The 21304-nt window shown below is 49.0% G+C and carries 21 protein-coding genes and 1 other annotated feature; of the genes, 1 reads left to right on the forward strand and 20 read right to left on the reverse strand.

All coding sequences use genetic code 11. The features are described from left to right. Positions 1-9: 9 nt before the first annotated feature. From rplV to IM700_RS19705, 12 genes are all read right to left on the reverse strand, one after another. On the reverse strand, positions 10-342 hold the full coding sequence (gene rplV, locus IM700_RS19650; RefSeq protein ID WP_059040325.1) for a 50S ribosomal protein L22: 333 nt from the start codon (positions 340-342) through the stop codon (positions 10-12). Positions 343-380: 38 nt separating this feature from the next. Then, positions 381-659, reverse strand: coding sequence for a 30S ribosomal protein S19 (rpsS, locus tag IM700_RS19655; RefSeq protein WP_059048886.1), 279 nt, complete (start codon positions 657-659; stop codon positions 381-383). A 73-nt stretch (positions 660-732) separates the two neighbouring features. Next, positions 733-1563 carry a 50S ribosomal protein L2 gene (gene rplB, locus IM700_RS19660; protein ID WP_193418682.1) on the reverse strand — a complete coding sequence of 277 codons (831 nt, stop codon included), beginning with the start codon at positions 1561-1563 and terminating at the stop codon, positions 733-735. 28 nt (positions 1564-1591) lie between these two features. After that, positions 1592-1882, reverse strand: a complete 291-nt coding sequence (rplW, locus tag IM700_RS19665; protein ID WP_155608382.1) for a 50S ribosomal protein L23 — start codon at positions 1880-1882, stop codon at positions 1592-1594. Beyond that, positions 1882-2505 carry a 50S ribosomal protein L4 gene (gene rplD / locus IM700_RS19670; protein ID WP_155608381.1) on the reverse strand — a complete coding sequence of 208 codons (624 nt, stop codon included), beginning with the start codon at positions 2503-2505 and terminating at the stop codon, positions 1882-1884. Before rplD ends, rplW begins: the two co-directional genes overlap by 1 nt. A 28-nt stretch (positions 2506-2533) precedes the next feature. Then, positions 2534-3157, reverse strand: coding sequence for a 50S ribosomal protein L3 (gene rplC / locus IM700_RS19675; protein WP_155608380.1), 624 nt, complete (start codon positions 3155-3157; stop codon positions 2534-2536). 46 nt (positions 3158-3203) lie between these two features. After that, on the reverse strand, positions 3204-3512 hold the full coding sequence (rpsJ, locus tag IM700_RS19680; protein WP_009226637.1) for a 30S ribosomal protein S10: 309 nt from the start codon (positions 3510-3512) through the stop codon (positions 3204-3206). 260 nt (positions 3513-3772) lie between these two features. Further along, positions 3773-4963 carry an elongation factor Tu gene (gene tuf, locus IM700_RS19685; protein WP_155608379.1) on the reverse strand — a complete coding sequence of 397 codons (1191 nt, stop codon included), beginning with the start codon at positions 4961-4963 and terminating at the stop codon, positions 3773-3775. An 83-nt stretch (positions 4964-5046) separates the two neighbouring features. Then, a complete protein-coding gene (fusA, locus tag IM700_RS19690; RefSeq protein WP_193418680.1) occupies positions 5047-7125 on the reverse strand; it encodes an elongation factor G in 2079 nt (692 codons plus the stop codon). A gap of 47 nt (positions 7126-7172) precedes the next feature. Further along, on the reverse strand, positions 7173-7643 hold the full coding sequence (rpsG, locus tag IM700_RS19695; protein WP_091234482.1) for a 30S ribosomal protein S7: 471 nt from the start codon (positions 7641-7643) through the stop codon (positions 7173-7175). Between the two features lie 233 nt (positions 7644-7876). Continuing rightward, complete coding sequence (gene rpsL, locus IM700_RS19700; protein WP_018753998.1) at positions 7877-8299, reverse strand: 30S ribosomal protein S12; 423 nt, start codon at positions 8297-8299, stop codon at positions 7877-7879. Between the two features lie 142 nt (positions 8300-8441). Next, complete coding sequence (locus IM700_RS19705; RefSeq protein WP_193418678.1) at positions 8442-8693, reverse strand: ribosomal L7Ae/L30e/S12e/Gadd45 family protein; 252 nt, start codon at positions 8691-8693, stop codon at positions 8442-8444. 393 nt (positions 8694-9086) lie between these two features. Between IM700_RS19705 and IM700_RS19710 the strand changes: the two genes are divergently transcribed. After that, positions 9087-9755 carry a hypothetical protein gene (locus IM700_RS19710; protein WP_193418676.1) on the forward strand — a complete coding sequence of 223 codons (669 nt, stop codon included), beginning with the start codon at positions 9087-9089 and terminating at the stop codon, positions 9753-9755. Between the two features lie 211 nt (positions 9756-9966). Here the strand turns inward: IM700_RS19710 and rpoC are convergent, their stop codons facing one another. From rpoC to nusG, 8 genes are all read right to left on the reverse strand, one after another. Beyond that, positions 9967-13581 (reverse strand): DNA-directed RNA polymerase subunit beta', encoded by a 3615-nt coding sequence (gene rpoC / locus IM700_RS19715; RefSeq protein WP_193418674.1) that lies wholly within the window; start codon positions 13579-13581, stop codon positions 9967-9969. Positions 13582-13626: 45 nt separating this feature from the next. Continuing rightward, complete coding sequence (rpoB, locus tag IM700_RS19720) at positions 13627-17172, reverse strand: DNA-directed RNA polymerase subunit beta (protein ID WP_155608375.1); 3546 nt, start codon at positions 17170-17172, stop codon at positions 13627-13629. Between the two features lie 343 nt (positions 17173-17515). Further along, positions 17516-18115 (reverse strand): class I SAM-dependent methyltransferase, encoded by a 600-nt coding sequence (locus IM700_RS19725; RefSeq protein ID WP_193418672.1) that lies wholly within the window; start codon positions 18113-18115, stop codon positions 17516-17518. 145 nt (positions 18116-18260) lie between these two features. After that, positions 18261-18626 carry a 50S ribosomal protein L7/L12 gene (gene rplL / locus IM700_RS19730; protein WP_155608373.1) on the reverse strand — a complete coding sequence of 122 codons (366 nt, stop codon included), beginning with the start codon at positions 18624-18626 and terminating at the stop codon, positions 18261-18263. Between the two features lie 67 nt (positions 18627-18693). Then, positions 18694-19197, reverse strand: coding sequence for a 50S ribosomal protein L10 (gene rplJ / locus IM700_RS19735; protein WP_193418670.1), 504 nt, complete (start codon positions 19195-19197; stop codon positions 18694-18696). Between the two features lie 44 nt (positions 19198-19241). After that, positions 19242-19394: a sequence feature (ribosomal protein L10 leader region), on the reverse strand. Between the two features lie 81 nt (positions 19395-19475). After that, positions 19476-20168 carry a 50S ribosomal protein L1 gene (rplA, locus tag IM700_RS19740; protein WP_155608371.1) on the reverse strand — a complete coding sequence of 231 codons (693 nt, stop codon included), beginning with the start codon at positions 20166-20168 and terminating at the stop codon, positions 19476-19478. 80 nt (positions 20169-20248) lie between these two features. Beyond that, entirely contained in the window at positions 20249-20674 is a 426-nt protein-coding gene (rplK, locus tag IM700_RS19745) for a 50S ribosomal protein L11 (protein WP_016310704.1), read from the reverse strand. 76 nt (positions 20675-20750) lie between these two features. Beyond that, positions 20751-21284 (reverse strand): transcription termination/antitermination protein NusG, encoded by a 534-nt coding sequence (nusG, locus tag IM700_RS19750; protein WP_193418668.1) that lies wholly within the window; start codon positions 21282-21284, stop codon positions 20751-20753. Between the last annotated feature and the right edge of the window lie 20 nt (positions 21285-21304).

Here is a 21304-nt window from a genome sequence, read left to right on the forward strand (position 1 = left end):
TTTCCCTCCTTATTTTTCGGATACCACCAAAGTAATGTGGCTGGTGCGTTTGTTGATCCGGCTAGCACGTCCCATTGCCCGTGGACGGAAACGTTTCATCGTCGGACCTTGGTTTACGTAAGCTTGCGTAATCACCAATTTATTTACATCCATAGAATAGTTATGTTCAGCATTGGCAATCGCCGAGTTCAAAAGCTTCTCAACGATCGGGGACGCCGCCTTTGGCGTATGGCGGAGAATCGCGATCGCGTCGCCAACTTGCTTACCGCGGATCAGGTCGATAACGAGCTGAGCTTTGCGGGGAGCAATACGAATCGATCTTGCATGTGCTTTAGCTTCCATGTAGTATTACCTCCTCTCAAACGAAGAACTTATCGTTATTAACGTCTCGTTTTCTTATCGTCATCCGTATGACCTTTGTAGGTCCGGGTTGGAGCAAATTCGCCCAGTTTATGTCCGACCATATCCTCGGTCACATACACCGGTACGTGCTTGCGGCCATCATAAACACCAAACGTTTGACCAATGAATTGCGGATAGATCGTGGAGCGACGGGACCAAGTTTTGATCACGACCTTCTTGCTCGAAGCGCTCGCTTCCTCGACTTTCTTAAGCAGGTAACCGTCGATAAAAGGTCCCTTTTTCAGACTGCGACTCATTCATTTATCCTCCCTTCACAATGCGCTGCATGTTACGCTCGTTCAAGCCGCGAAGTGATCCGCGATATGCGGATTACTTCGTGCGACCACGAACAATATATTTATCAGATGCTTTGCCTTTTTTACGAGTTTTGTAACCCAGGGTCGGTTTGCCCCAAGGAGACAACGGAGATTTACGGCCGATTGGAGCGCGACCTTCACCACCACCGTGAGGGTGATCGTTCGGGTTCATGACGACACCGCGCACTTCCGGACGTTGTCCGAGCCAGCGGTTGCGTCCTGCTTTACCGATTTTCACGAGCTCATGGTCACCGTTACCCACGGAACCGATCGTTGCACGGCAAACTTTCAAGACTTTACGTACTTCGCCAGAAGACAGGCGGATCGTAACGTATTTCTCTTCTTTACCGAGCAATTGAGCTTCTGTACCAGCAGCACGAACGAGTTGTCCGCCTTTGCCTGGTTTCAGCTCGATGTTGTGGATTACAGTACCTACCGGGATGTTCTCCAGCGGCATAGCGTTACCGATTTTGATGTCGGAGCCTACGCCAGATTCGATCACGTCGCCCACTTTCAAACCTTTAGGAGCGATGATGTAGCGTTTTTCGCCATCGGCATAATGGATCAAAGCGATGTTCGAAGTCCGGTTTGGATCGTATTCGATCGTAGCAACGCGGCCTGGAATTCCATCTTTGTTCCGTTTGAAGTCGATGATGCGGTATTTACGTTTATGCCCGCCGCCGTGGTGACGAACAGTAATTTTACCTTGGTTGTTGCGGCCAGCCGTTTTGCTCAGCGGCGCAAGCAAAGATTTCTCCGGTTGATCCGTCGTAATTTCTTCGAAGGTCGACACGCTCATGGCGCGTCTTGCCGGGGATGTCGGTTTGTACTTTTTGATTGGCACTAGATTTCCCTCCTTACTTTAAACGATTTTATACCGATTCAAAGAATTGAAGCGGCTTGCTGTCCGCAGTCAATGTAACAAAAGCTTTCTTCCACTCAGGAGTGTATCCGGAGTAGCGTCCGTAACGTTTCAACTTCCCGGGAACACGCAGGGTGTTAACGTTCTTAACCTTCACACCGAAAATCGACTCAATTGCTTGTTTGACTTCGGTTTTGTTGGCACGCAGATCTACTTCGAAGACATATTTCAAGTCGTTCATGTATTCCGTAGAACGTTCCGTAATCACCGGGCGTTTGATAATATCGCGAGGATCTTTCATTACGCGAGCACCTCCTCTACCTTCTGAACTGCTTCCTTCGTAATGATCAGTTTGTCGTGCGTCAGCACGTCAAGAACATTAATGCCGTCTGCCGCTACGAATTTAACACCTGGGATATTGCGTGCGGAAAGCGCCAGATTGTCGTCATAGCTAGGCGCTACGATCAAAGCTTTGCGTTCCACTTTCAGGTTGTTCAAAATCGCCGCGAATTCTTTCGTTTTAGGAGCGTTCATCGCAAGTGTATCCAATACGATGATGTCCTGATCGATCACTTTCGACGAGAGCGCCGATTTGATCGCCAAACGACGAACTTTCTTAGGCAGTTTGTAGGAATAGCTGCGCGGAGTTGGTCCGAATACCACGCCGCCGCCTTTCCATTGAGGAGCGCGAATGGAGCCTTGACGAGCCCGCCCTGTACCTTTTTGTTTCCAAGGTTTACGACCGCCGCCACGAACTTCGGAGCGTCCTTTAACTTTATGCGTACCAAAACGCAGAGAAGCGCGCTGCATGACTACAGCTTCATGAAGGACATGCGCGTTCGGTTCAATTCCGAATACGGCGTCATTCAATTCCACTTCGCCTACTTGGCTACCGCTAATATTGAAAAGTGCTACTTTTGGCATTTGTTGTTCCTCCTTTCTTGAGGGCTAATTATTTCTTAATGGTTTGTTTGATTTTAACGAAGCTGTTTTTAGGACCTGGAATCGAGCCTTTAACAAGCAGTACGTTGCGTTCTGCATCCACGCGCACGATTTCGAGGTTTTGGATCGTTACGGTTTCGCTGCCCATATGTCCTGGAAGGTGTTTGCCTTTAGGAACACGGTTCGCTTGGATGGAACCCATCGAACCTGGTCTGCGATGGTAACGGGAACCGTGAGCCATCGGGCCGCGGCTTTGTCCCCAGCGTTTGATTACGCCTTGGAACCCTTTACCTTTCGAAATACCTGTTACGTCAACAAATTCGCCTTCAGCAAAAATATCGACTTTGACCTCTTGGCCAACCTCGTATCCTGCCAAATCAACACCGCGAATCTCGCGAACGTAGCGCTTAGGCGTTGCGCCTGCTTTCTTCGCATGCCCAACTTCCGGTTTGTTCGCTCTCGCTTCCTTCTTATCGGCATAACCGATTTGGATCGCTTCATAGCCGTCATTCTCCAGATCTTTCTTCTGCAGAACCACGTTAGAACTCGCCTCAATAACCGTTACAGGAACTACGTTCCCTTCCGGAGTAAACACTTGAGTCATTCCAAGTTTTTTCCCTAAGATACCTTTCATGTTGACACCTCTTTTCCTTTCCTGGTTACCTTACATATAGTAGGTATTACAATTTGATTTCGATATCTACACCGGACGGCAGGTCCAAGCGCATCAAGGCATCCACAGTTTGTGGAGTCGGGTTCACAATGTCGATCAGACGTTTGTGCGTCCGTTGTTCGAATTGTTCCCGGGAATCCTTGTACTTGTGTACCGCACGGAGAATAGTAATCACTTGTTTCTCAGTTGGCAGCGGAATCGGCCCGGATACGCCAGCACCCGAACGTTTTGCCGTTTCAACGATTTTCTCTGCGGATTGATCAAGAATTCTGTGGTCGTAAGCTTTCAAACGAATACGAATTTTTTGCTTTGCCATTTTAGTCCCTCCTTCTATCGCCCAATTTAGTATCGGACATACTCCGTGAAAATTTTCTGGCACCCCTCCCATGGCAAAGGGGCCGGGTGTGTCAGTAACCTCTCACATCATCGCAACGTCACAGAACAACATTCACTATTATATAGAAAAGATAGGCGAAATGCAAGCATAATATCTGAAGTTTTTGTTTTCCATAAAATAAAAGGAGCTGCTCTCCGAAACCGGAGTGCAGCTCCTTCTTTCAGGCTGATTAAGCCTTATTATTTGCTGATGTTAACAACGGCACCGGATCCAACTGTACGGCCGCCTTCACGAATGGAGAAGCGAGTTCCTTCTTCGATCGCGATTGGGGAGATCAGTTGAACGGTAACTTCGATGTTATCGCCAGGCATAACCATTTCAGTACCTTCTGGCAGGTTGATGATGCCAGTTACGTCCGTAGTACGGAAGTAGAACTGAGGACGGTAGCCGGAGAAGAACGGCTTATGGCGTCCGCCTTCTTCTTTAGTCAATACGTATACTTGAGCGCTGAACTCAGTATGCGGATTAACGGAAGCTGGTTTAGCCAATACTTGACCGCGTTCGATTTGGTTACGGTCAACACCGCGGAGCAATGCGCCGATGTTGTCGCCCGCTTGAGCGGAATCGAGCAATTTACGGAACATTTCAACGCCAGTAACGACGGATTTTTTCGTTTCTTCGTGGATACCCACGATTTCGATTTCGTCGCCGACTTTAACCGTACCGCGTTCAACACGACCCGTAGCAACTGTACCACGGCCAGTGATCGAAAATACGTCCTCGACAGGCATCAGGAACGGTTTGTCAACTGGACGTTCTGGCAACGGAATGTACTCGTCGATGATTTCGAACATTTCAACGATTTTCTTAGCCCAATCGCCTTCTGGGTTTTGCAGAGCTTCACGAGCGGAACCACGGATGATTGGAGTGTCGTCGCCTGGGAACTCATATTCGTTCAACAGGTCACGAACTTCCATCTCAACCAATTCGAGCAACTCTTCGTCTTCAACCATGTCGCATTTGTTCAGGAACACGACGATGTAAGGAACGCCTACGTTACGGGACAACAGGATGTGCTCGCGAGTTTGCGGCATTGGGCCGTCAGCTGCGGATACAACCAAGATTGCGCCGTCCATTTGAGCTGCGCCGGTGATCATGTTTTTAACATAGTCGGCGTGTCCTGGGCAGTCAACGTGTGCGTAGTGACGGTTGTTGGTTTCATACTCAACGTGTGCCGTCGAGATTGTGATACCGCGTTCGCGCTCTTCTGGAGCTTTGTCGATTTGGTCGAATGCTACAGCAGCACCGCCATATGTTTTGGACAATACAGTCGTGATGGCTGCAGTCAGAGTTGTTTTACCATGGTCGACGTGACCAATCGTACCGATATTAACGTGCGGTTTTGTACGTTCGTATTTAGCCTTTGCCATTTTAAACAGTTCCTCCTTAAAATATGGATTGTTATGTGTGACCGATCGGAAGAACGGGTCTCCCGACCAGCAAATACATTAAATTACTCTCCGCCTTTGTTCTTGGATACGATTTCTTCGGAGATACTTCTTGGAACTTCTTCATAGTGAGAAAGTTCCATCGAGAATACGCCGCGTCCTTGCGTACCGGAACGAAGAGTTGTCGAGTAACCGAACATTTCGGAGAGAGGCACTTTCGCACGGATAATTTGCGCTCCACCGCGAGAGTCCATACCTTCGATACGGCCACGGCGAGAGTTCAGCATACCCATAACGTCACCCATGTACTCCTCAGGTACCGTTACTTCGACTTTCATGATCGGTTCAAGCAGAACCGGTTGACACTTCTCTTTAGCCGCTTTCAGGGCCATAGAGCCGGCGATTTTAAACGCCATTTCACTGGAGTCGACATCATGGTAAGAACCGTCTACGATCGTGGCTTTAACGTCTACAAGCGGGAAGCCTGCGAGTACGCCATTCTTCATAGCTTCTTCAATACCTTGTTGTGCCGGAGCGATATACTCTCTAGGAACGGAACCACCGACGATCTTACTCTCGAATTGGTTACCAGTACCTGGTTCCAGCGGTTCGAATTCAACCCATACGTGACCGTATTGACCGCGGCCACCGGACTGACGAACGAATTTACCTTCGACGCGTGCAGGAGCTTTGAACGTTTCACGATAAGCAACTTGTGGTTTACCTACGTTCGTCTCAACTTTGAATTCGCGGCGCATCCGGTCGATGATGATATCAAGGTGAAGCTCACCCATACCAGCAAGGATCGTTTGTCCCGTTTCTTCATCCGTATGAGCACGAAGCGTTGGGTCTTCCTCCGTCAGTTTACCGAGAGCAACGCCCATTTTATCCTGGTCAGCTTTCGTCTTAGGTTCAACGGCGATTTCGATAACCGGATCAGGGAAGTTCATCGATTCAAGAATAACCGGTGCCTTCTCATCACACAGTGTATCACCTGTCCCCGTATCTTTCAAACCAACAGCTGCCGCGATATCACCGGAGTAAACTTCGGAGATCTCTTGACGGCTATTGGCGTGCATTTGCAGGATACGTCCGATCCGTTCGCGTTTGCCTTTCGTTGCATTCAACACATAGGAACCGGATTGCAAAATACCGGAGTATACGCGGAAGAACGTCAGCTTACCCACATAAGGGTCGGTCATGATTTTAAATGCAAGCGCCGAGAACGGCTCTTCATCGGAAGAGTGACGTTCCACTTCCGTACCGTCTTCCAAGTGACCTTGGATGCTTGGTACGTCAATTGGAGCTGGCAAGTAATCGATAACGGCATCCAGCATCAGCTGAACCCCTTTGTTACGGTAGGAAGATCCACAGATAACCGGGAAGATTTTCACTTCGACAACACCCTTACGGAGCGCTGCTTTCAGTTCTTCAACGGTGATTTCCTCACCTTCGAGGTATTTCATCGTCAAGTCTTCGTCCAGCTCAGCAACCTTCTCAACTAGTTCCGCACGAAGCTCTTCAACTTGTGCTACGAATTCAGAAGGAATTTCTGTTTCTTCGATATCCTGACCCAAATCATCTTTATACATAAACGCTTTTTGCGCAACGATATCGATAATCCCGACAAAGTCGTTTTCCGCACCGATCGGCAGTTGGATTGCAACTGCATTCGCTTGCAGACGCTCGCGCATATCTTTGACAACGTTCAGGTAATCAGCACCGATGATATCCATTTTGTTGACGTAAGCGATCCGCGGAACACCATAACGGTCAGCTTGTCTCCAAACGGTTTCAGACTGCGGTTCAACGCCTTCTTTAGCACTGAACACACCTACAGCCCCGTCCAATACACGCAGGGAACGTTCGACTTCAACGGTGAAGTCGACGTGTCCCGGGGTATCGATGATATTTACGCGGTGACCTTTCCATTGAGCGGTCGTCGCAGCGGACGTAATCGTGATTCCGCGCTCTTGTTCTTGTTCCATCCAGTCCATCGTAGCAGCACCCTCGTGAACTTCCCCGATTTTGTGCGTACGGCCTGTGTAGAACAAGATCCGTTCCGTCGTGGTTGTCTTACCGGCGTCAATATGCGCCATAATCCCGATATTACGTGTATTTTTCAAGGAGAACTCTCTTGCCATGAATCTGTCTCCCTTCAAAATATAAATTTTGAAATACGGGCGTTATCCTACCAACGGTAGTGCGCGAACGCTTTGTTCGCTTCCGCCATCTTGTGCGTATCTTCGCGTTTCTTCACGGAAGCGCCTGTGTTGTTGGATGCATCGATAATCTCAGCAGCCAAACGTTCTTCCATCGTTTTCTCACCGCGGTTGCGGGAGTAGTTAACGAGCCAACGTAATCCCAAGGATGTACGTCTCTCTGGTTTAACCTCGATAGGAACCTGGTAGTTCGCACCGCCGACACGACGAGCTTTAACTTCCAGTACAGGCATGATATTTTTGATCGCTGCTTCAAACACTTCCATAGGGTCATTCCCCGTGCGTTCTTGAATGAGGTTGAACGCATTGTACAGAATGCTTTGAGCAACGCCGCGTTTACCGTCAAGCATGATGCGGTTGATCAAGCGAGTAACCAATTTGCTGTTATACACTGGATCTGGCAACACGTCTCTCTTCGTAACTGGACCTTTGCGTGGCATAGTTTGTTATCCCCCTTTCAACAATAATTCAAACCTTTAGTAGTTGTTTAAAAACCGCCTTTTGATCACGAAGTACATCATGATGTAGATTCGACGTCGAATCTTGAATTCAGCCGGGACTTCCGTTGCTCACGTAGATCTATCTATGCTCCGCTACTCAGTCCCTAGCTTCATCCAACCTTCTCGGTGCTGAAAAGCCGGTTTTTGAACTTCCATTTAAATTCCAAGCGATCTTAGGATTTCTTCGCTTTCGGACGTTTCGCGCCGTATTTGGAACGAGCTTGCATCCGATTGTTAACCCCAGCGGTGTCCAAAGCTCCGCGTACGATATGGTAACGTACACCCGGAAGGTCTTTGACCCGGCCGCCACGAATCAGCACTACGCTGTGCTCTTGCAGGTTGTGACCGATCCCTGGAATGTAAGCCGTCACCTCTACACGGTTCGTCAAACGAACACGGGCATATTTACGAAGTGCGGAGTTCGGTTTCTTCGGAGTCATCGTACCCACACGAGTGCAGACACCGCGTTTTTGCGGAGAACTCAAATCCGTAGCCTCACGTTTCAGAGCGTTAAACCCTCTTTGCAACGCTGGCGATTTGGATTTGTACACCTTATCTTGGCGTCCTTTACGTACTAATTGGTTAATTGTTGGCATGTTGTTGCCACCCCCTTCCTCAGAATTCATTTCACTTTACAAACCTCTTGATTAAGCCCACAGACCCAGGCGGTTCATAAAAGAACAAAGGAAATGTTTTTGCCAAGGAGTCACCCTCATTAGCAAAAACATTTTCGATCAACTATGACTTTACAATCGCAGCCATCGCCGCTCCCACTTCAATCCCGCAAGCCTTGCCGAGATTAGCCATCGTATCCACATATGTGACTTTGACGGCGTGTTGGTTGCACAAAGCGACGACCCTTGATGTAAGACGCGGATCTGCATTCTCAGCAACGTAAACTTCCTCGGCCCGTCCAAGCTCAACCATTCGCATGGTTTGCTTGCTGCCGATCTTAACCGGTGCGTCCCGTAGTCCTTTATCATTAGACATCATGACGTCCTCCAAAGCACAGGGTTTATCCTTACTCACGCACTATGATATAGTATCACTCCGCTATAGCCGATGTCAAGAAAATTTCGATCTAATCTTGACACGTGGTACTAAATCACCAGCATTCGCAGCATAGACTCATGCAATTTGAACTCGCAGAATAAGTCTAGTCTCACTTTTTTCTAAAAAATCTATTATAAAAAATAATTCCGATGCAAACGGCACAACCTAAAAGAAGTAATTGTATGAGTACCAATGAAGAAATTATTATGGCATCTTTTATACCCATTAGTCTTTACCTCCTTCCTTTTTTGGTTTATTATACTATTTAAAGGTAGATATATCCATTTAAATTGTATCTACCAAATAAAAATCAGAAGGAGTTGATTTGTAATGAAGAAAGGAAAGCTCTTAATTGCTTCTCTTGTAATCGCAGTAGGGTATTTACTCATGTTTCAAAGTACCTATGCACAGTCCAGTTCTGATACTAAGCAGGTATCACCACAAGAAATCGATGCTTTTGATCAAGATCTCGTTAAGGAAAAACTTCGTGAATTGTTTCCTACGACCGAGGTTACCAAATTTTCCAAGAATGATGGTAGAGTTGTAGTTCCTTTAAATGTTAACGAGCCGCTCGTGTTAAATTTTGACGATGGTAGTTCAATCACGTATCAAGTGAAAACAGTAAAAAAGAACGCTGCATCATATACATTTGATTACGAAGTGAACAAAATCTACGAGTATAGCCCGTTTAATTACGCAGACATTTCCATTAGAACAGAGAACGCGACTTATGATGGTAATAGACACATAACACCAAGTCCTGATCCAAATGATACTTATCAGTGGATAAATAGTACAATATTAGCTGAAGTTGAGGTTGGAAGCACGACTGCCAAAGGAGTAGTATCTGGCGGATCAACCATACTTGAAGCTAAAGGAACAGGGAAAATCAAATGGCAAATCCCTATTATCGGTGGAACAACTCAAACAAGTTATGCATTTGGACTTGGCGTTGATCCACTAATTGGTTTCAGCTTACCTTATTTGATTGAATATTAAGTTGTGACGATTGTTGCCTATAGCAGAAACACTATTATATTCACAAATAACCTTACTCTGGATTTTCCAGAGCAAGGTTATTTTTTTGTTAATTAGAGTAAAATTTCACAGAGTTCCAAGCATCACTAAATCTATTTAAAATGCCAAAGCGGCCCAGCAGGATTGTTAGACTGTTTGGGCCGCTTTGTGCTATTCATCACACCGAACTCAACTACTCTACGGAAACAGGCTCTAGGCTTTCTTCTGCCGTCTCGTCTTGCTCCGGTTCTTCAAATTGAATGCTGCGATAACGATTCATGCCGGTACCGGCCGGAATCAATTTACCGATGATAACATTCTCTTTCAGACCAAGCAACTTATCGACTTTACCTTTGATGGCTGCGTCGGTAAGCACCCGTGTCGTTTCCTGGAAGGAAGCGGCGGATAGGAAGGAGTCGGTTTCCAGCGACGCTTTCGTAATCCCGAGCAGAACCGGTTTGGCAACCGCTGGCTCTTTCCCAGAGAGGATCGCGTCTTTGTTGGCGACTTCGTACTCGTGCAGGTCTACGAAAGAGCCTGGCAAGAGCGGCGTATCGCCGGCATCGACGATCCGGATCTTACGCAGCATTTGGCGAATCATGACCTCAACGTGCTTATCGTTGATTTCTACGCCTTGGTTCCGGTATACGCGTTGTACTTCCTGCAGAATGTAGTTCTGTACGCCGCGTATCCCTTTGATGCGCAAAATTTCTTTCGGGTCGATCGAACCATCCGTCAACTCATCGCCAGCTTCGATTTCATCGCCTTCGCTGACGCGCAAACGAGAACCGTAAGTGACGGAGTAAACCTTCGTTTCTGCTTCGCCTTGAACCTCGATTTCGCGACGGTCCTTGGCTTCGCGGATCTCCTTGATCACGCCGTCGATCTCACTGATCGTTGCTTGACCTTTCGGATTCCGAGCTTCGAACAACTCCTGAATCCGCGGAAGACCTTGGGTAATATCATCACCCGCAACGCCCCCGGTATGGAACGTACGCATGGTGAGCTGTGTCCCTGGTTCGCCGATCGATTGAGCTGCGATGATCCCGACAGCTTCCCCGATTTCCACGTGTTTCCCGGTGGCCAGGTTGCGTCCATAACACTTCTTGCACACGCCATGACGGGCACGGCAGCTGAGTACGGAACGAATTTGCAGCTTAGCAATGCCTGCATTCACGATTTCATGCGCTTTATCGGAGTCGATCAATTCATTGCGATGAATGATGATCTCCCCTGTTTTCGGATGCTTGATCGTCTCGAATGAGTAACGGCCTTCAATCCGGTCGTACAGGTCCTCGATGACTTCTTTACCGTCCTGAATCACGCTGACGGTAAAGCCTTTATCCGTACCGCAATCTTCTTCGCGAACGATAACGTCCTGGGCCACGTCGACAAGCCGGCGTGTCAAATAACCGGAGTCGGCAGTCCGCAGCGCGGTATCGGCCAAACCTTTCCGCGCACCGTGCGTCGACAAGAAATACTCGAGGACGGTCAGGCCTTCGCGGAAATTCGATTTAATTGGGAGCTCGATGATCCGACCGGCCGGGTTGGCCATCAGACCCCGCATACCGCCCAACTGGGTGATCTGCGATTTGTTACCGCGTGCCTTGGAGTCAACCATGAGCATGATGGAATTGTAGCGATCCATCGATTTCATGAGCACTTCGGTAATTTGATCCTTACATTTAGACCAGATATCAATAACGCGGTCATACCGTTCTTCGTTGGTGATCAAACCGCGACGGTATTGGTTCGTTACAACACGGACTTTCTCATCGGAATCACGCAGGATTTCCTGCTTCTCCTGAGGCACGATAACGTCCGCCACCGCGATACTTACACCCGCACGAGTCGAGTAAGTAAAACCGGTTTGCTTGATTCTGTCCAGTATGACGGAGGTTTCCGTCGTATGGTAGATTTCGAAGCAGCGGCCGATAATTTCGCCGAGGTATTCCTTGCCGACACCGCCTGCTAGCGGAGCAGCCATGATACGTTCCAGAACATTGGCGCCTTTATCATGGATAAAGTAATGATCCGGCGTTCCTTGGAACAAGTTCACCCGAGTTGCTTCGTTGATATATGGGAAACTAGCCGGGAAAATCTCATTGAAAATGATTTTACCCACGGTCGTGATCAGCAAAGCATTTTGCTGTGCTTCCGTAAAGCTGGTTTTGCCCAACGCTTTAGTTGGAATCGCTACCCGCGCATGCAGAGAAGCCGTTCCGCGTTGATAAGCCGATACCGCTTCGTTAATCGAAGACAGAATCATGCCGGCGCCTTTGGCTTCCTTGTTATCCATCGTCAGATAGTAGGAGCCGAGGACCATGTCCTGCGAAGGCGTAACGACAGGTTTACCGTCTTTCGGGTTCAAAATGTTGCCCGATGCCAGCATCAAGATACGAGCTTCCGCTTGAGCTTCCGCAGACAACGGCACGTGAACAGCCATTTGGTCACCGTCGAAGTCGGCATTGTACGCCGTACAAACGAGCGGATGCAGACGGATGGCACGGCCCTCAACCAGAATCGGTTCGAACGCCTGGATACCGAGACGGTGAAGCGTAGGTGCACGGTTCAAGAGAACCGGATGCTCCTTAATGACTTCTTCGAGCACGTCCCAAACTTCCGGGCTGACACGTTCAACTTTGCGTTTTGCGCTCTTAATGTTATGGGCTAAACCTTTGTTAACCAGCTCTTTCATTACGAAAGGCTTGAACAACTCCAGCGCCATTTCCTTCGGCAAACCGCATTGGTACATTTTCAGATACGGGCCTACAACGATAACAGAACGACCGGAGTAATCAACCCGTTTCCCGAGCAGGTTCTGCCGGAACCGACCTTGTTTCCCTTTGAGCATATGGCTCAAGGATTTCAACGGACGGTTGCCCGGGCCTGTAACCGGACGTCCGCGGCGACCGTTGTCGATCAGAGCGTCAACGGCTTCCTGCAACATGCGTTTCTCGTTTTGAACAATGATGTCCGGCGCGCCCAGGTCAAGCAGACGTTTCAACCGGTTGTTCCGGTTGATGACGCGGCGATACAAATCGTTCAAGTCGGACGTTGCAAAACGGCCGCCATCGAGCTGAACCATCGGGCGCAGTTCCGGCGGAATCACCGGAAGCACGTCGAGGATCATCCACTCCGGCTCATTGCCGGAGCTTTTGAACGCTTCGATGACTTCCAAACGTTTGATTGCACGGTTACGGCGTTGACCTTGGGCCGTGCGTAATTCTTCCTTCAGGAAATCAAGTTCTTTGTCGATATCGAGATCCTGGAGCAGCTTCTTCACCGCTTCCGCACCCATGCCGGCTTGGAATCCGTAGCCGTATTTTTCGCGGTAGCTGCGGTATTCTTTCTCGGACAATAGTTGCTTTTTCTCCAACGGCGTTTCGCCTGGATCCGTTACGACATAAGATGCAAAATAAATGATCTCTTCCAAGGAACGCGGAGACATGTCGAGCGCAAGGCCCATCCGGCTCGGGATCCCTTTGAAGTACCAAATATGAGACACCGGTGCTGCCAGTTCGATATGCCCCATCCGTTCGCGGCGCACTTTAGCGCGAGTAACCTCAACGCCGCAGCGGTCGCAGACGACGCCTTTGTAGCGAACGCGTTTATATTTACCGCAATGACATTCCCAGTCTTTGGTTGGGCCAAAAATCTTTTCGCAGAACAGCCCTTCCTTCTCTGGTTTCAACGTACGGTAGTTGATCGTTTCCGGTTTCTTCACTTCTCCGCGGGACCAAGAACGAATTTTATCTGGGGAAGCAAGCCCAATTTTCATAAACTCGAAGTTGTTGACGTCCAACAAGGAGCATCCCTCCTTAACCAAGTCCTGATTTGACTGTATAACGCTCTATTCTACGCCGACTTCTGCGCCTTCCAGATTGAGACTAAGCTTGTCGCCCGACGCATCGTCCTCGTCGTCGATCTCTTTCATCTCAATCTCTTCTTCGTTCTCGGTCAGGATCTTGACGTCCATACCTAAGCTTTGCAGCTCCTTGATCAAGACCTTAAACGATTCAGGCACGCCCGGTTCAGGCACGTTTTCTCCTTTGACGATGGATTCGTAGGTTTTCACCCGGCCCACCACGTCGTCCGATTTGACGGTAAGAATCTCTTGCAGCGTATAAGCGGCGCCATAAGCCTCCAGCGCCCACACTTCCATCTCCCCGAAACGCTGACCGCCGAACTGAGCTTTACCACCCAACGGCTGTTGCGTAACGAGCGAGTAAGGACCTGTCGAACGAGCATGGATTTTATCGTCAACCATGTGTGCGAGTTTAATCATGTGCATGACGCCGACGGTAACTTCGCGTTCAAACGGTTCGCCTGTCCGGCCGTCGTATAGGATCGTTTTACCGTTACGTTGCATACCGGCTTCTTCCATCGTGTCAAACACATCTTCTTCGTTCGCTCCGTCAAATACCGGCGTAGCTACGTGAATACCCATTTGCAATGCAGCCATACCCAGGTGGATTTCCAGCACCTGCCCAATGTTCATCCGCGAAGGTACGCCCAGCGGATTCAGGACAACCTGTACCGGTGTTCCATCCGGCATGAACGGCATATCTTCTTCCGGCAAAATACGAGCCACGACCCCTTTGTTACCATGGCGTCCGGCCATTTTATCGCCTTCGGAGATTTTCCGTTTTTGCGCAATGTATACGCGAACGAGTTGATTCACGCCCGGCGGCAATTCATCACCGTTATCGCGGGTGAACACCTTCACATCGACGACAATCCCGTCCGTACCGTGCGGCACTCGCAGAGAAGTATCGCGGACTTCGCGAGCCTTCTCCCCGAAGATCGCGTGCAACAGGCGTTCTTCTGCCGTCAGTTCGGTTACGCCCTTCGGCGTCACTTTCCCGACCAGGATATCGCCAGCGGCAATTTCTGCGCCGACGCGGATAATCCCGCGTTCATCCAGGTTACGCAACGCTTCTTCGCCGACATTCGGAATGTCGCGGGTAATTTCTTCCGGCCCCAGCTTCGTATCGCGGGCTTCGGATTCGTATTCCTCGATGTGGATCGAAGTGTATACATCCTCCTTCACCAACTTCTCACTAAGCAGGATCGCATCCTCGTAGTTGTAGCCTTCCCAAGTCATGAAGGCAACGACTACGTTACGGCCGAGTGCCAATTCACCCATTTCGGTCGAAGGACCATCCGCCAGGATGTCACCTTTCTTGATGACTTCTCCCCGCTTCACAATCGGACGTTGGTTAATACAGGTTCCTTGGTTAGAACGCATAAATTTGTGTAATTTATGTTTAACAAGGTCGCCTTTGACTTCCTTGCCATCCACGACTTCAACGCGGCGCAGCCAAATTTCGTTAGCCGCCGAACGCTCGATGATTCCATCATATTTCGACACAATGCAGACACCAGAGTCTTTGGCCGATTTATGTTCCATCCCGGTTCCGACGAGCGGAGCCTTCGGAATGAGCAACGGTACCGCTTGACGCTGCATGTTCGAACCCATAAGCGCACGGTTCGAGTCGTCATTTTCCAAGAACGGAATCAGCGCCGTCGCGACGGATACGACCTGTTTCGGCGAAATATCCATGTAATCTACACGGCTGCTCGGCATGGTCAAGATGTTATCCGACTGTTTGTTGTAACGAACGATAACCGATTCGTCTTCGAACTTGTTATCTTCGGTCAACTTCGCATTGGCCTGGGCAATGATATAGTTATCTTCCTCATCTGCCGTCAGGTAAGCGACTTGATCGGTAACGACTCCTGTCTTCGGATCAACCCAACGATACGGAGCTTCAATAAAGCCGTACTCGTTAATTCTCGCAAACGTCGACAAGGAGTTAATCAAACCGATGTTCGGACCTTCCGGCGTTTCGATCGGACACATCCGTCCATAGTGGGACGGGTGAACGTCACGGACTTCCATGCCGGCGCGTTCCCGAGTCAAACCACCAGGACCCAGTGCGGACAAACGGCGTTTGTGAGTCAACTCAGCAAGCGGGTTCGTTTGGTCCATGAACTGCGACAATTGCGAGCTGCCGAAGAACTCTTTAATCGATGCGATGACCGGACGAATGTTGATCAAAGCTTGCGGCGTGATCACATTAGCGTCTTGAATCGACATTCTTTCGCGCACGACGCGTTCCATCCGGGACAAGCCAATGCGGAATTGGTTCTGCAGGAGCTCACCGACCGAACGCAAACGGCGGTTGCCAAGATGGTCGATATCGTCCGTGCTGCCGATGCCGTGCAGTAAATTGATAAAATAGCTGATTGAAGAAATAATATCAGCAGGAGTGATATGCTTCACCGATTTATCGATGTTGCGATTCGCGATCACCTTAACCACTTTACCGTCTTCAATCGGCGAGAATACGTCGATGGTTTGCAGAGGTACATCATCTGCATCAAGCACACCGCCGGCAACATGGTAATTCTTGAAACCAACGTTGTTCTCAAGATGCGGCAAAATCTCGTCCAACAGACGACGATCCACCATTTGGCCGGCTTCGGCAATGATTTCACCCGTGTTCGTATCGATCAACGACTCAGCGAGACGTTGGTTGAACAAACGGTTTTTGATATGCAGCTTTTTATTGATTTTGTAACGGCCGACATTGGCCAGATCGTAACGTTTTGGATCGAAGAAGCGGGCCACGAGCAAGCTCTTCGCATTTTCTAGTGTCGGCGGCTCGCCTGGACGCAGACGTTCGTAGATCTCGATCAGCGCTTTCTCCGTCGAATCCGTATTGTCCTTGTCAAGCGTATTGCGGATATATTCGTCGTTGCCGAGCAACTCCAAAATTTCCGCATCGGTTCCGAAACCAAGCGCACGAAGCAACACGGTCACCGGAATCTTACGAGTACGATCGATCCGCACGTAAATAATATCCTTCGCATCCGTCTCCAATTCGAGCCAAGCGCCGCGGTTTGGAATAACGGTTGCGGTATACATTTTCTTACCGTTCTTATCCACTTTCGTGCTGAAATAGACGCTAGGAGAGCGAACCAACTGGCTGACAATAACCCGTTCCGCACCGTTAATAATGAACGTGCCGGTTTCGGTCATCAGCGGGAAATCTCCCATGAATACTTCCTGCTCTTTGACTTCGCCGGTTTCCTTATTAATAAGCCGGACTTTTACCCGAAGCGGCGCCGCATAGGTAACGTCGCGTTCCTTCGCGTCATCCACCGTATACTTCGGTTCGCCCAGGCTGTAATCGATAAACTCCAACACCAGATTCCCGGTGAAATCCTGAATCGGCGAGATATCTTGGAACATTTCCCGAAGGCCTTCTTCCAAGAACCACTCATAGGATTTCTGCTGGATTTCGATCAGGTTCGGTACTTCGAGTATCTCGTTAATTCGCGCATAACTACGCCGAGTGCGTCGACCATATTGAACAAGATGTCCTGCCAACTTAAACTCACCCCTCATGTCTACTCACTTTAAAAATACATTGCGAACCCGTGTTTGTGCCCTTATAATAGGACCATACGGATTCATCCACAAATAAAGAAAAGCCCTTATCGAATGCTTTCGAAAAAAGAGCATCATTTATCCGTGTCTGTTTCTGCTCTGATGTCCCCGTATTTATTAGTTTATCCAAAATGTGCATATTATACGTAAAACAACACATTTTTATGCATTGTTTTCGCAAAGCTATTGACATTTCACTAAACTAAAGCCACCGAGGGCATCCTAATGCTGACATTTTATAATAATAACATATCGATTTTGTCAAGTCAACCTTAATTCCATCTCAGGCTTTGACCGCTTTAAAGATGCGGTACCCCTTCTCCTTCGTCACTTCCTCCACCCGTGCAAAAAGAGTCTCCAACTTCTCCTTCGCCGATGGTGCACCTTGCTTCTTCTGAATAACTACCCATAGGGATCCGCCTGAACGCAAGCGTTCAAAGGCACCTTCAAAGATCGCATGAACCGTGGCTTTGCCGGCGCGAATCGGTGGATTGGTCAGCACAACGTCAAATTGCCGGTTTCCTACGGCCGAGAACAAATCGCTTTCCGTAATTGTCACGTTGTTCACGCCATTGGCAGCCGCATTTTCCTTGGCCAATTCCACGGCACGTGAGTTCACGTCGATCATCATCACATGCCCCCGGTTAGCCAGCTTGGCAGCCGCAAGTCCAATCGGTCCGTAACCACAGCCAACATCAAGCACTTCGGAATCTTCCGGAATGTCCATCGATTCGATCAATGTACGGCTTCCGAAATCAACGCCCCCTTTGGCAAATACGCCCGCATCACTCACAAAGCGAAAGGTTTGTCCCCTCAACTTAGCGTCCCAAGTCTTACGATCATGAGCTGCGGTCGGCTTGTTGGAGTAGTAGTGATCTGACATGATTACGTGTTCCCTCCATTATTTCTTAGGATCAATTCACGGTCCGTCCCCTATTATATCCATTCCTGCTCCCTCAAATAAGAGGGTGATAGGCAACAAACCCCTTGAATCAAGTTCAAGGGGTTTGTTATAGGAGAAGTAGTGATTACTTCACTTCTACAGTTGCGCCTGCTTCTTCCAATTTGGCTTTAACGCCGTCTGCTTCTTCTTTACCCACTTTTTCTTTCAGTGGTTTTGGTGCGTTGTCAACCAAGTCTTTTGCTTCTTTCAAGCCGAGGCCTGTGATTTCACGAACCACTTTGATAACGTTGATTTTGGAAGCACCAGCGTTAGTCAGGATTACGTCGAATTCAGTTTGCTCTTCAGCTGCTGCAGCACCGCCGCCGCCGCCAGCTACAACAACCGGAGCTGCTGCAGTTACGCCGAATTCTTCTTCGATTGCTTTAACGAGATCGTTCAGTTCAAGAACGGTCATACCTTTGATTGCTTCCAAGATTGCTTCTTTACTCATGGTAGAACCTCCATTATATAATAGTTTATTTTTTGCGAATCAGATGACTTGCTTTCGCAAGGCTAACTTACGCGCTTGCTTCTTCTTTCTCGGCAACGGCTTTGACAGCCAGTGCGAAGTTGCGCACCGGTGCTTGAAGCACGCTGAGGAGCATCGAAAGGAGACCTTCGCGGGACGGAAGATCCGCCAGCGCTTTGATTTGGTCGACGCCAACAACACGGCCTTCAACCACGCCACCTTTCACTTTCAGGGCATCGTTCTTCTTGGCGAAATCGCTCAAGATTTTGGCTGGAGCCACTGCATCTTCTGCACTGAACGCGATGGCCGTAGGACCGGTCAACACTTCGTCCAGCTCAGTCAATTCCGCAGCAGCTGTTGCGCGGCGAACGAGCGTGTTCTTAAGCACTTGGAATTCCACGCCAGCTTCACGAAGCTGTTTGCGGAGTTCAGTAACTTGAGCAACATTCAATCCGCGATAGTCCGCAACGACGGTCGTTGCGCTTTCGCGCAATTTAGACGTTACAGCGTCAACGGCTTCTTGTTTTGCTTGAATGACATTTGCGTTTGCCAAACTGCACACCTCCTATTAGATTCATGAGCCTCTTGCTACTTCCGCAAGGCATTGAAAAAAGCCTCCGCAGAATCACGAAGGCTTGATGGATCATCTGCACACAGCAACGCTGTATCCATTGACGTTCTATCACAACACCTCGGTAGGGAATTAAGCCTTGCGGCACCTACTGTCTACGGTAAGCATATTCTTATTTAAGTCTCACATAAAACAACTGCTTCAGTATACCAAGGGCGACACTAGTGTGTCAATCCCCGATCCGCAAAGTGCGGGAGGTATTATCTGTAAACGGCCGTATTCACGCGAGCGCTTGGGCCCATGGTCGAAGAAATCGCGATATTCTTCAAGTAAACGCCCTTAGCAGCAGCCGGTTTAGCCCGGTTCAATGCGTCGATGAGAGCTTTGAGGTTCTCATTCAATTGTTCGGAAGTAAACGATACTTTACCGATCGGCGCATGAATTTGGCCCGCTTTGTCCAGACGGTACTCGATTTTACCCGCTTTGATTTCTTGAACGGCTTTAGCTACGTCAAACGTAACTGTGCCTGCTTTCGGGTTAGGCATAAGGCCTTTACCGCCGAGCAGACGGCCAAGCTTACCAACTTCGCTCATCATGTCCGGTGTAGCCACGCAGACATCGAACTCGAACCAGCCTTGTTGGATTTTGTTGATCATGTCTTGATCGCCGACGAAATCTGCTCCGGCCGCTTCCGCTTCCTTTGCTTTGTCGCCTTTGGCGAACACCAATACGCGTTGGGTTTTGCCCGTGCCATGCGGCAGAACAACGACACCACGAACGGCTTGGTCTTGTTTACGAGGGTCTACGCCCAAGCGAACTGCAGCTTCAACGGTTTCGTCGAATTTAGCAGTCGCTGCCTTTTTCACCAGTTCAACGGCTTCAGAAGGCTCATATGTCGCTTCGCTGTCAATCAACTTAGCGGCTTCCAGGTATTTCTTACCGTGTTTAGCCATGAATTCGTCCTCCTTTGTGGTATTAGCGGAAATTCCTCCCACTTGAGAATGGAGTTTGACCTCCATTCGAGGATCCAAGATTAGTCTTGAATCGTGATGCCCATGCTGCGAGCGGTACCTTCAACCATACGCATAGCCGCTTCAACGGATGCTGCGTTCAGGTCAGGCATTTTTTGCTCCGCGATTTGACGAACGGTGTCGCGTTTCACGGTAGCCACTTTCTTCTTGTTCGGTTCGCCGGAACCCTTCTCGATCTTCGCTGCAACGCGAAGCAGAACGGCTGCCGGAGGAGTTTTGGTGATGAAAGTAAAAGAACGGTCTTCAAACACCGAAATTTCAACCGGAATGATCAAACCTGCTTGATCGGCGGTACGTGCGTTAAACTCCTTACAGAATGCCATGATGTTGACACCTGCTTGACCCAACGCCGGACCTACCGGAGGTGCAGGGTTCGCTTTACCTGCAGGAATTTGCAGTTTTACCACTTTAATAACTTTTTTCGCCATGTAAAACACCTCCTTGCCCTAATTGTGGTAGACGGAACTGATACCAGCCCCTCCCACTTTGAAACCCTAAGAAACCTTATATCTTCTCCACTTGAGTGTAATCCAGTTCAAGTGGGGTTTCTCGTCCAAACATGTTGACGTGAACCTTGACCTTGCTTTTCTCGGTCAGAATCTCTTCCACCGAGCCAACAAAATTGGCAAACGGACCAACCTTGATGCGCACGGATTCTTTGAGCTCGAATTCGATGACCGGCTTCGGCTCCTCCATCCCCATATGCGCCAAGATCTGTTCCACTTCTTCAGGGAGCAGCGGCGTAGGTTTGGAACCAGAACCCGTAGAGCCAACAAACCCGGTGACTCCCGGCGTGTTGCGAACAACATACCAAGAATCGTCGGTTTGGATCATTTCCACCAAGACATACCCGGGGTAAACTTTACGCATGACGGTCTTCTTCTTCCCGTCTTTGTTTACCACTTCTTCTTCCATCGGAACAAGAACGCGGAATATCTTGTCTTCCATGCCCATAGACTCGACGCGTTTTTCTAAATTGGCTTTGACTTTGTTCTCATACCCGGAATAGGTATGAACGACATACCATCTTTTTTCCATATCAAGCCACCTAGGGACCC

The sequence above is a fragment of the Paenibacillus rhizolycopersici genome, from assembly GCF_014947195.2.
GTDB lineage: Bacteria > Bacillota > Bacilli > Paenibacillales > Paenibacillaceae > Fontibacillus > Fontibacillus rhizolycopersici.

Bases quoted from the DNA above. Each gene is read 5' to 3' on its own strand.
- rplW (WP_155608382.1), bottom strand. From the start codon at position 1,882: ATGAAAGATCCTCGCGATATTATCAAACGCCCGGTGATTACGGAACGT.
- fusA (WP_193418680.1), bottom strand. From the start codon at position 7,125: ATGGCAAGAGAGTTCTCCTTGAAAAATACACGTAATATCGGGATTATG.
- IM700_RS19725 (WP_193418672.1), bottom strand. From the start codon at position 18,115: ATGTCAGATCACTACTACTCCAACAAGCCGACCGCAGCTCATGATCGT.
- IM700_RS19710 (WP_193418676.1), top strand. From the start codon at position 9,087: ATGAAGAAAGGAAAGCTCTTAATTGCTTCTCTTGTAATCGCAGTAGGG.
- rpsS (WP_059048886.1), bottom strand. From the start codon at position 659: ATGAGTCGCAGTCTGAAAAAGGGACCTTTTATCGACGGTTACCTGCTT.
- rplC (WP_155608380.1), bottom strand. From the start codon at position 3,157: ATGAAAGGTATCTTAGGGAAAAAACTTGGAATGACTCAAGTGTTTACT.
- rplD (WP_155608381.1), bottom strand. From the start codon at position 2,505: ATGCCAAAAGTAGCACTTTTCAATATTAGCGGTAGCCAAGTAGGCGAA.
- rpsL (WP_018753998.1), bottom strand. From the start codon at position 8,299: ATGCCAACAATTAACCAATTAGTACGTAAAGGACGCCAAGATAAGGTG.
- rplV (WP_059040325.1), bottom strand. From the start codon at position 342: ATGGAAGCTAAAGCACATGCAAGATCGATTCGTATTGCTCCCCGCAAA.
- IM700_RS19705 (WP_193418678.1), bottom strand. From the start codon at position 8,693: ATGTCTAATGATAAAGGACTACGGGACGCACCGGTTAAGATCGGCAGC.
- rplL (WP_155608373.1), bottom strand. From the start codon at position 18,626: ATGAGTAAAGAAGCAATCTTGGAAGCAATCAAAGGTATGACCGTTCTT.
- rplK (WP_016310704.1), bottom strand. From the start codon at position 20,674: ATGGCGAAAAAAGTTATTAAAGTGGTAAAACTGCAAATTCCTGCAGGT.
- rpsJ (WP_009226637.1), bottom strand. From the start codon at position 3,512: ATGGCAAAGCAAAAAATTCGTATTCGTTTGAAAGCTTACGACCACAGA.
- tuf (WP_155608379.1), bottom strand. From the start codon at position 4,963: ATGGCAAAGGCTAAATACGAACGTACAAAACCGCACGTTAATATCGGT.
- rplA (WP_155608371.1), bottom strand. From the start codon at position 20,168: ATGGCTAAACACGGTAAGAAATACCTGGAAGCCGCTAAGTTGATTGAC.
- rpsG (WP_091234482.1), bottom strand. From the start codon at position 7,643: ATGCCACGCAAAGGTCCAGTTACGAAGAGAGACGTGTTGCCAGATCCA.
- nusG (WP_193418668.1), bottom strand. From the start codon at position 21,284: ATGGAAAAAAGATGGTATGTCGTTCATACCTATTCCGGGTATGAGAAC.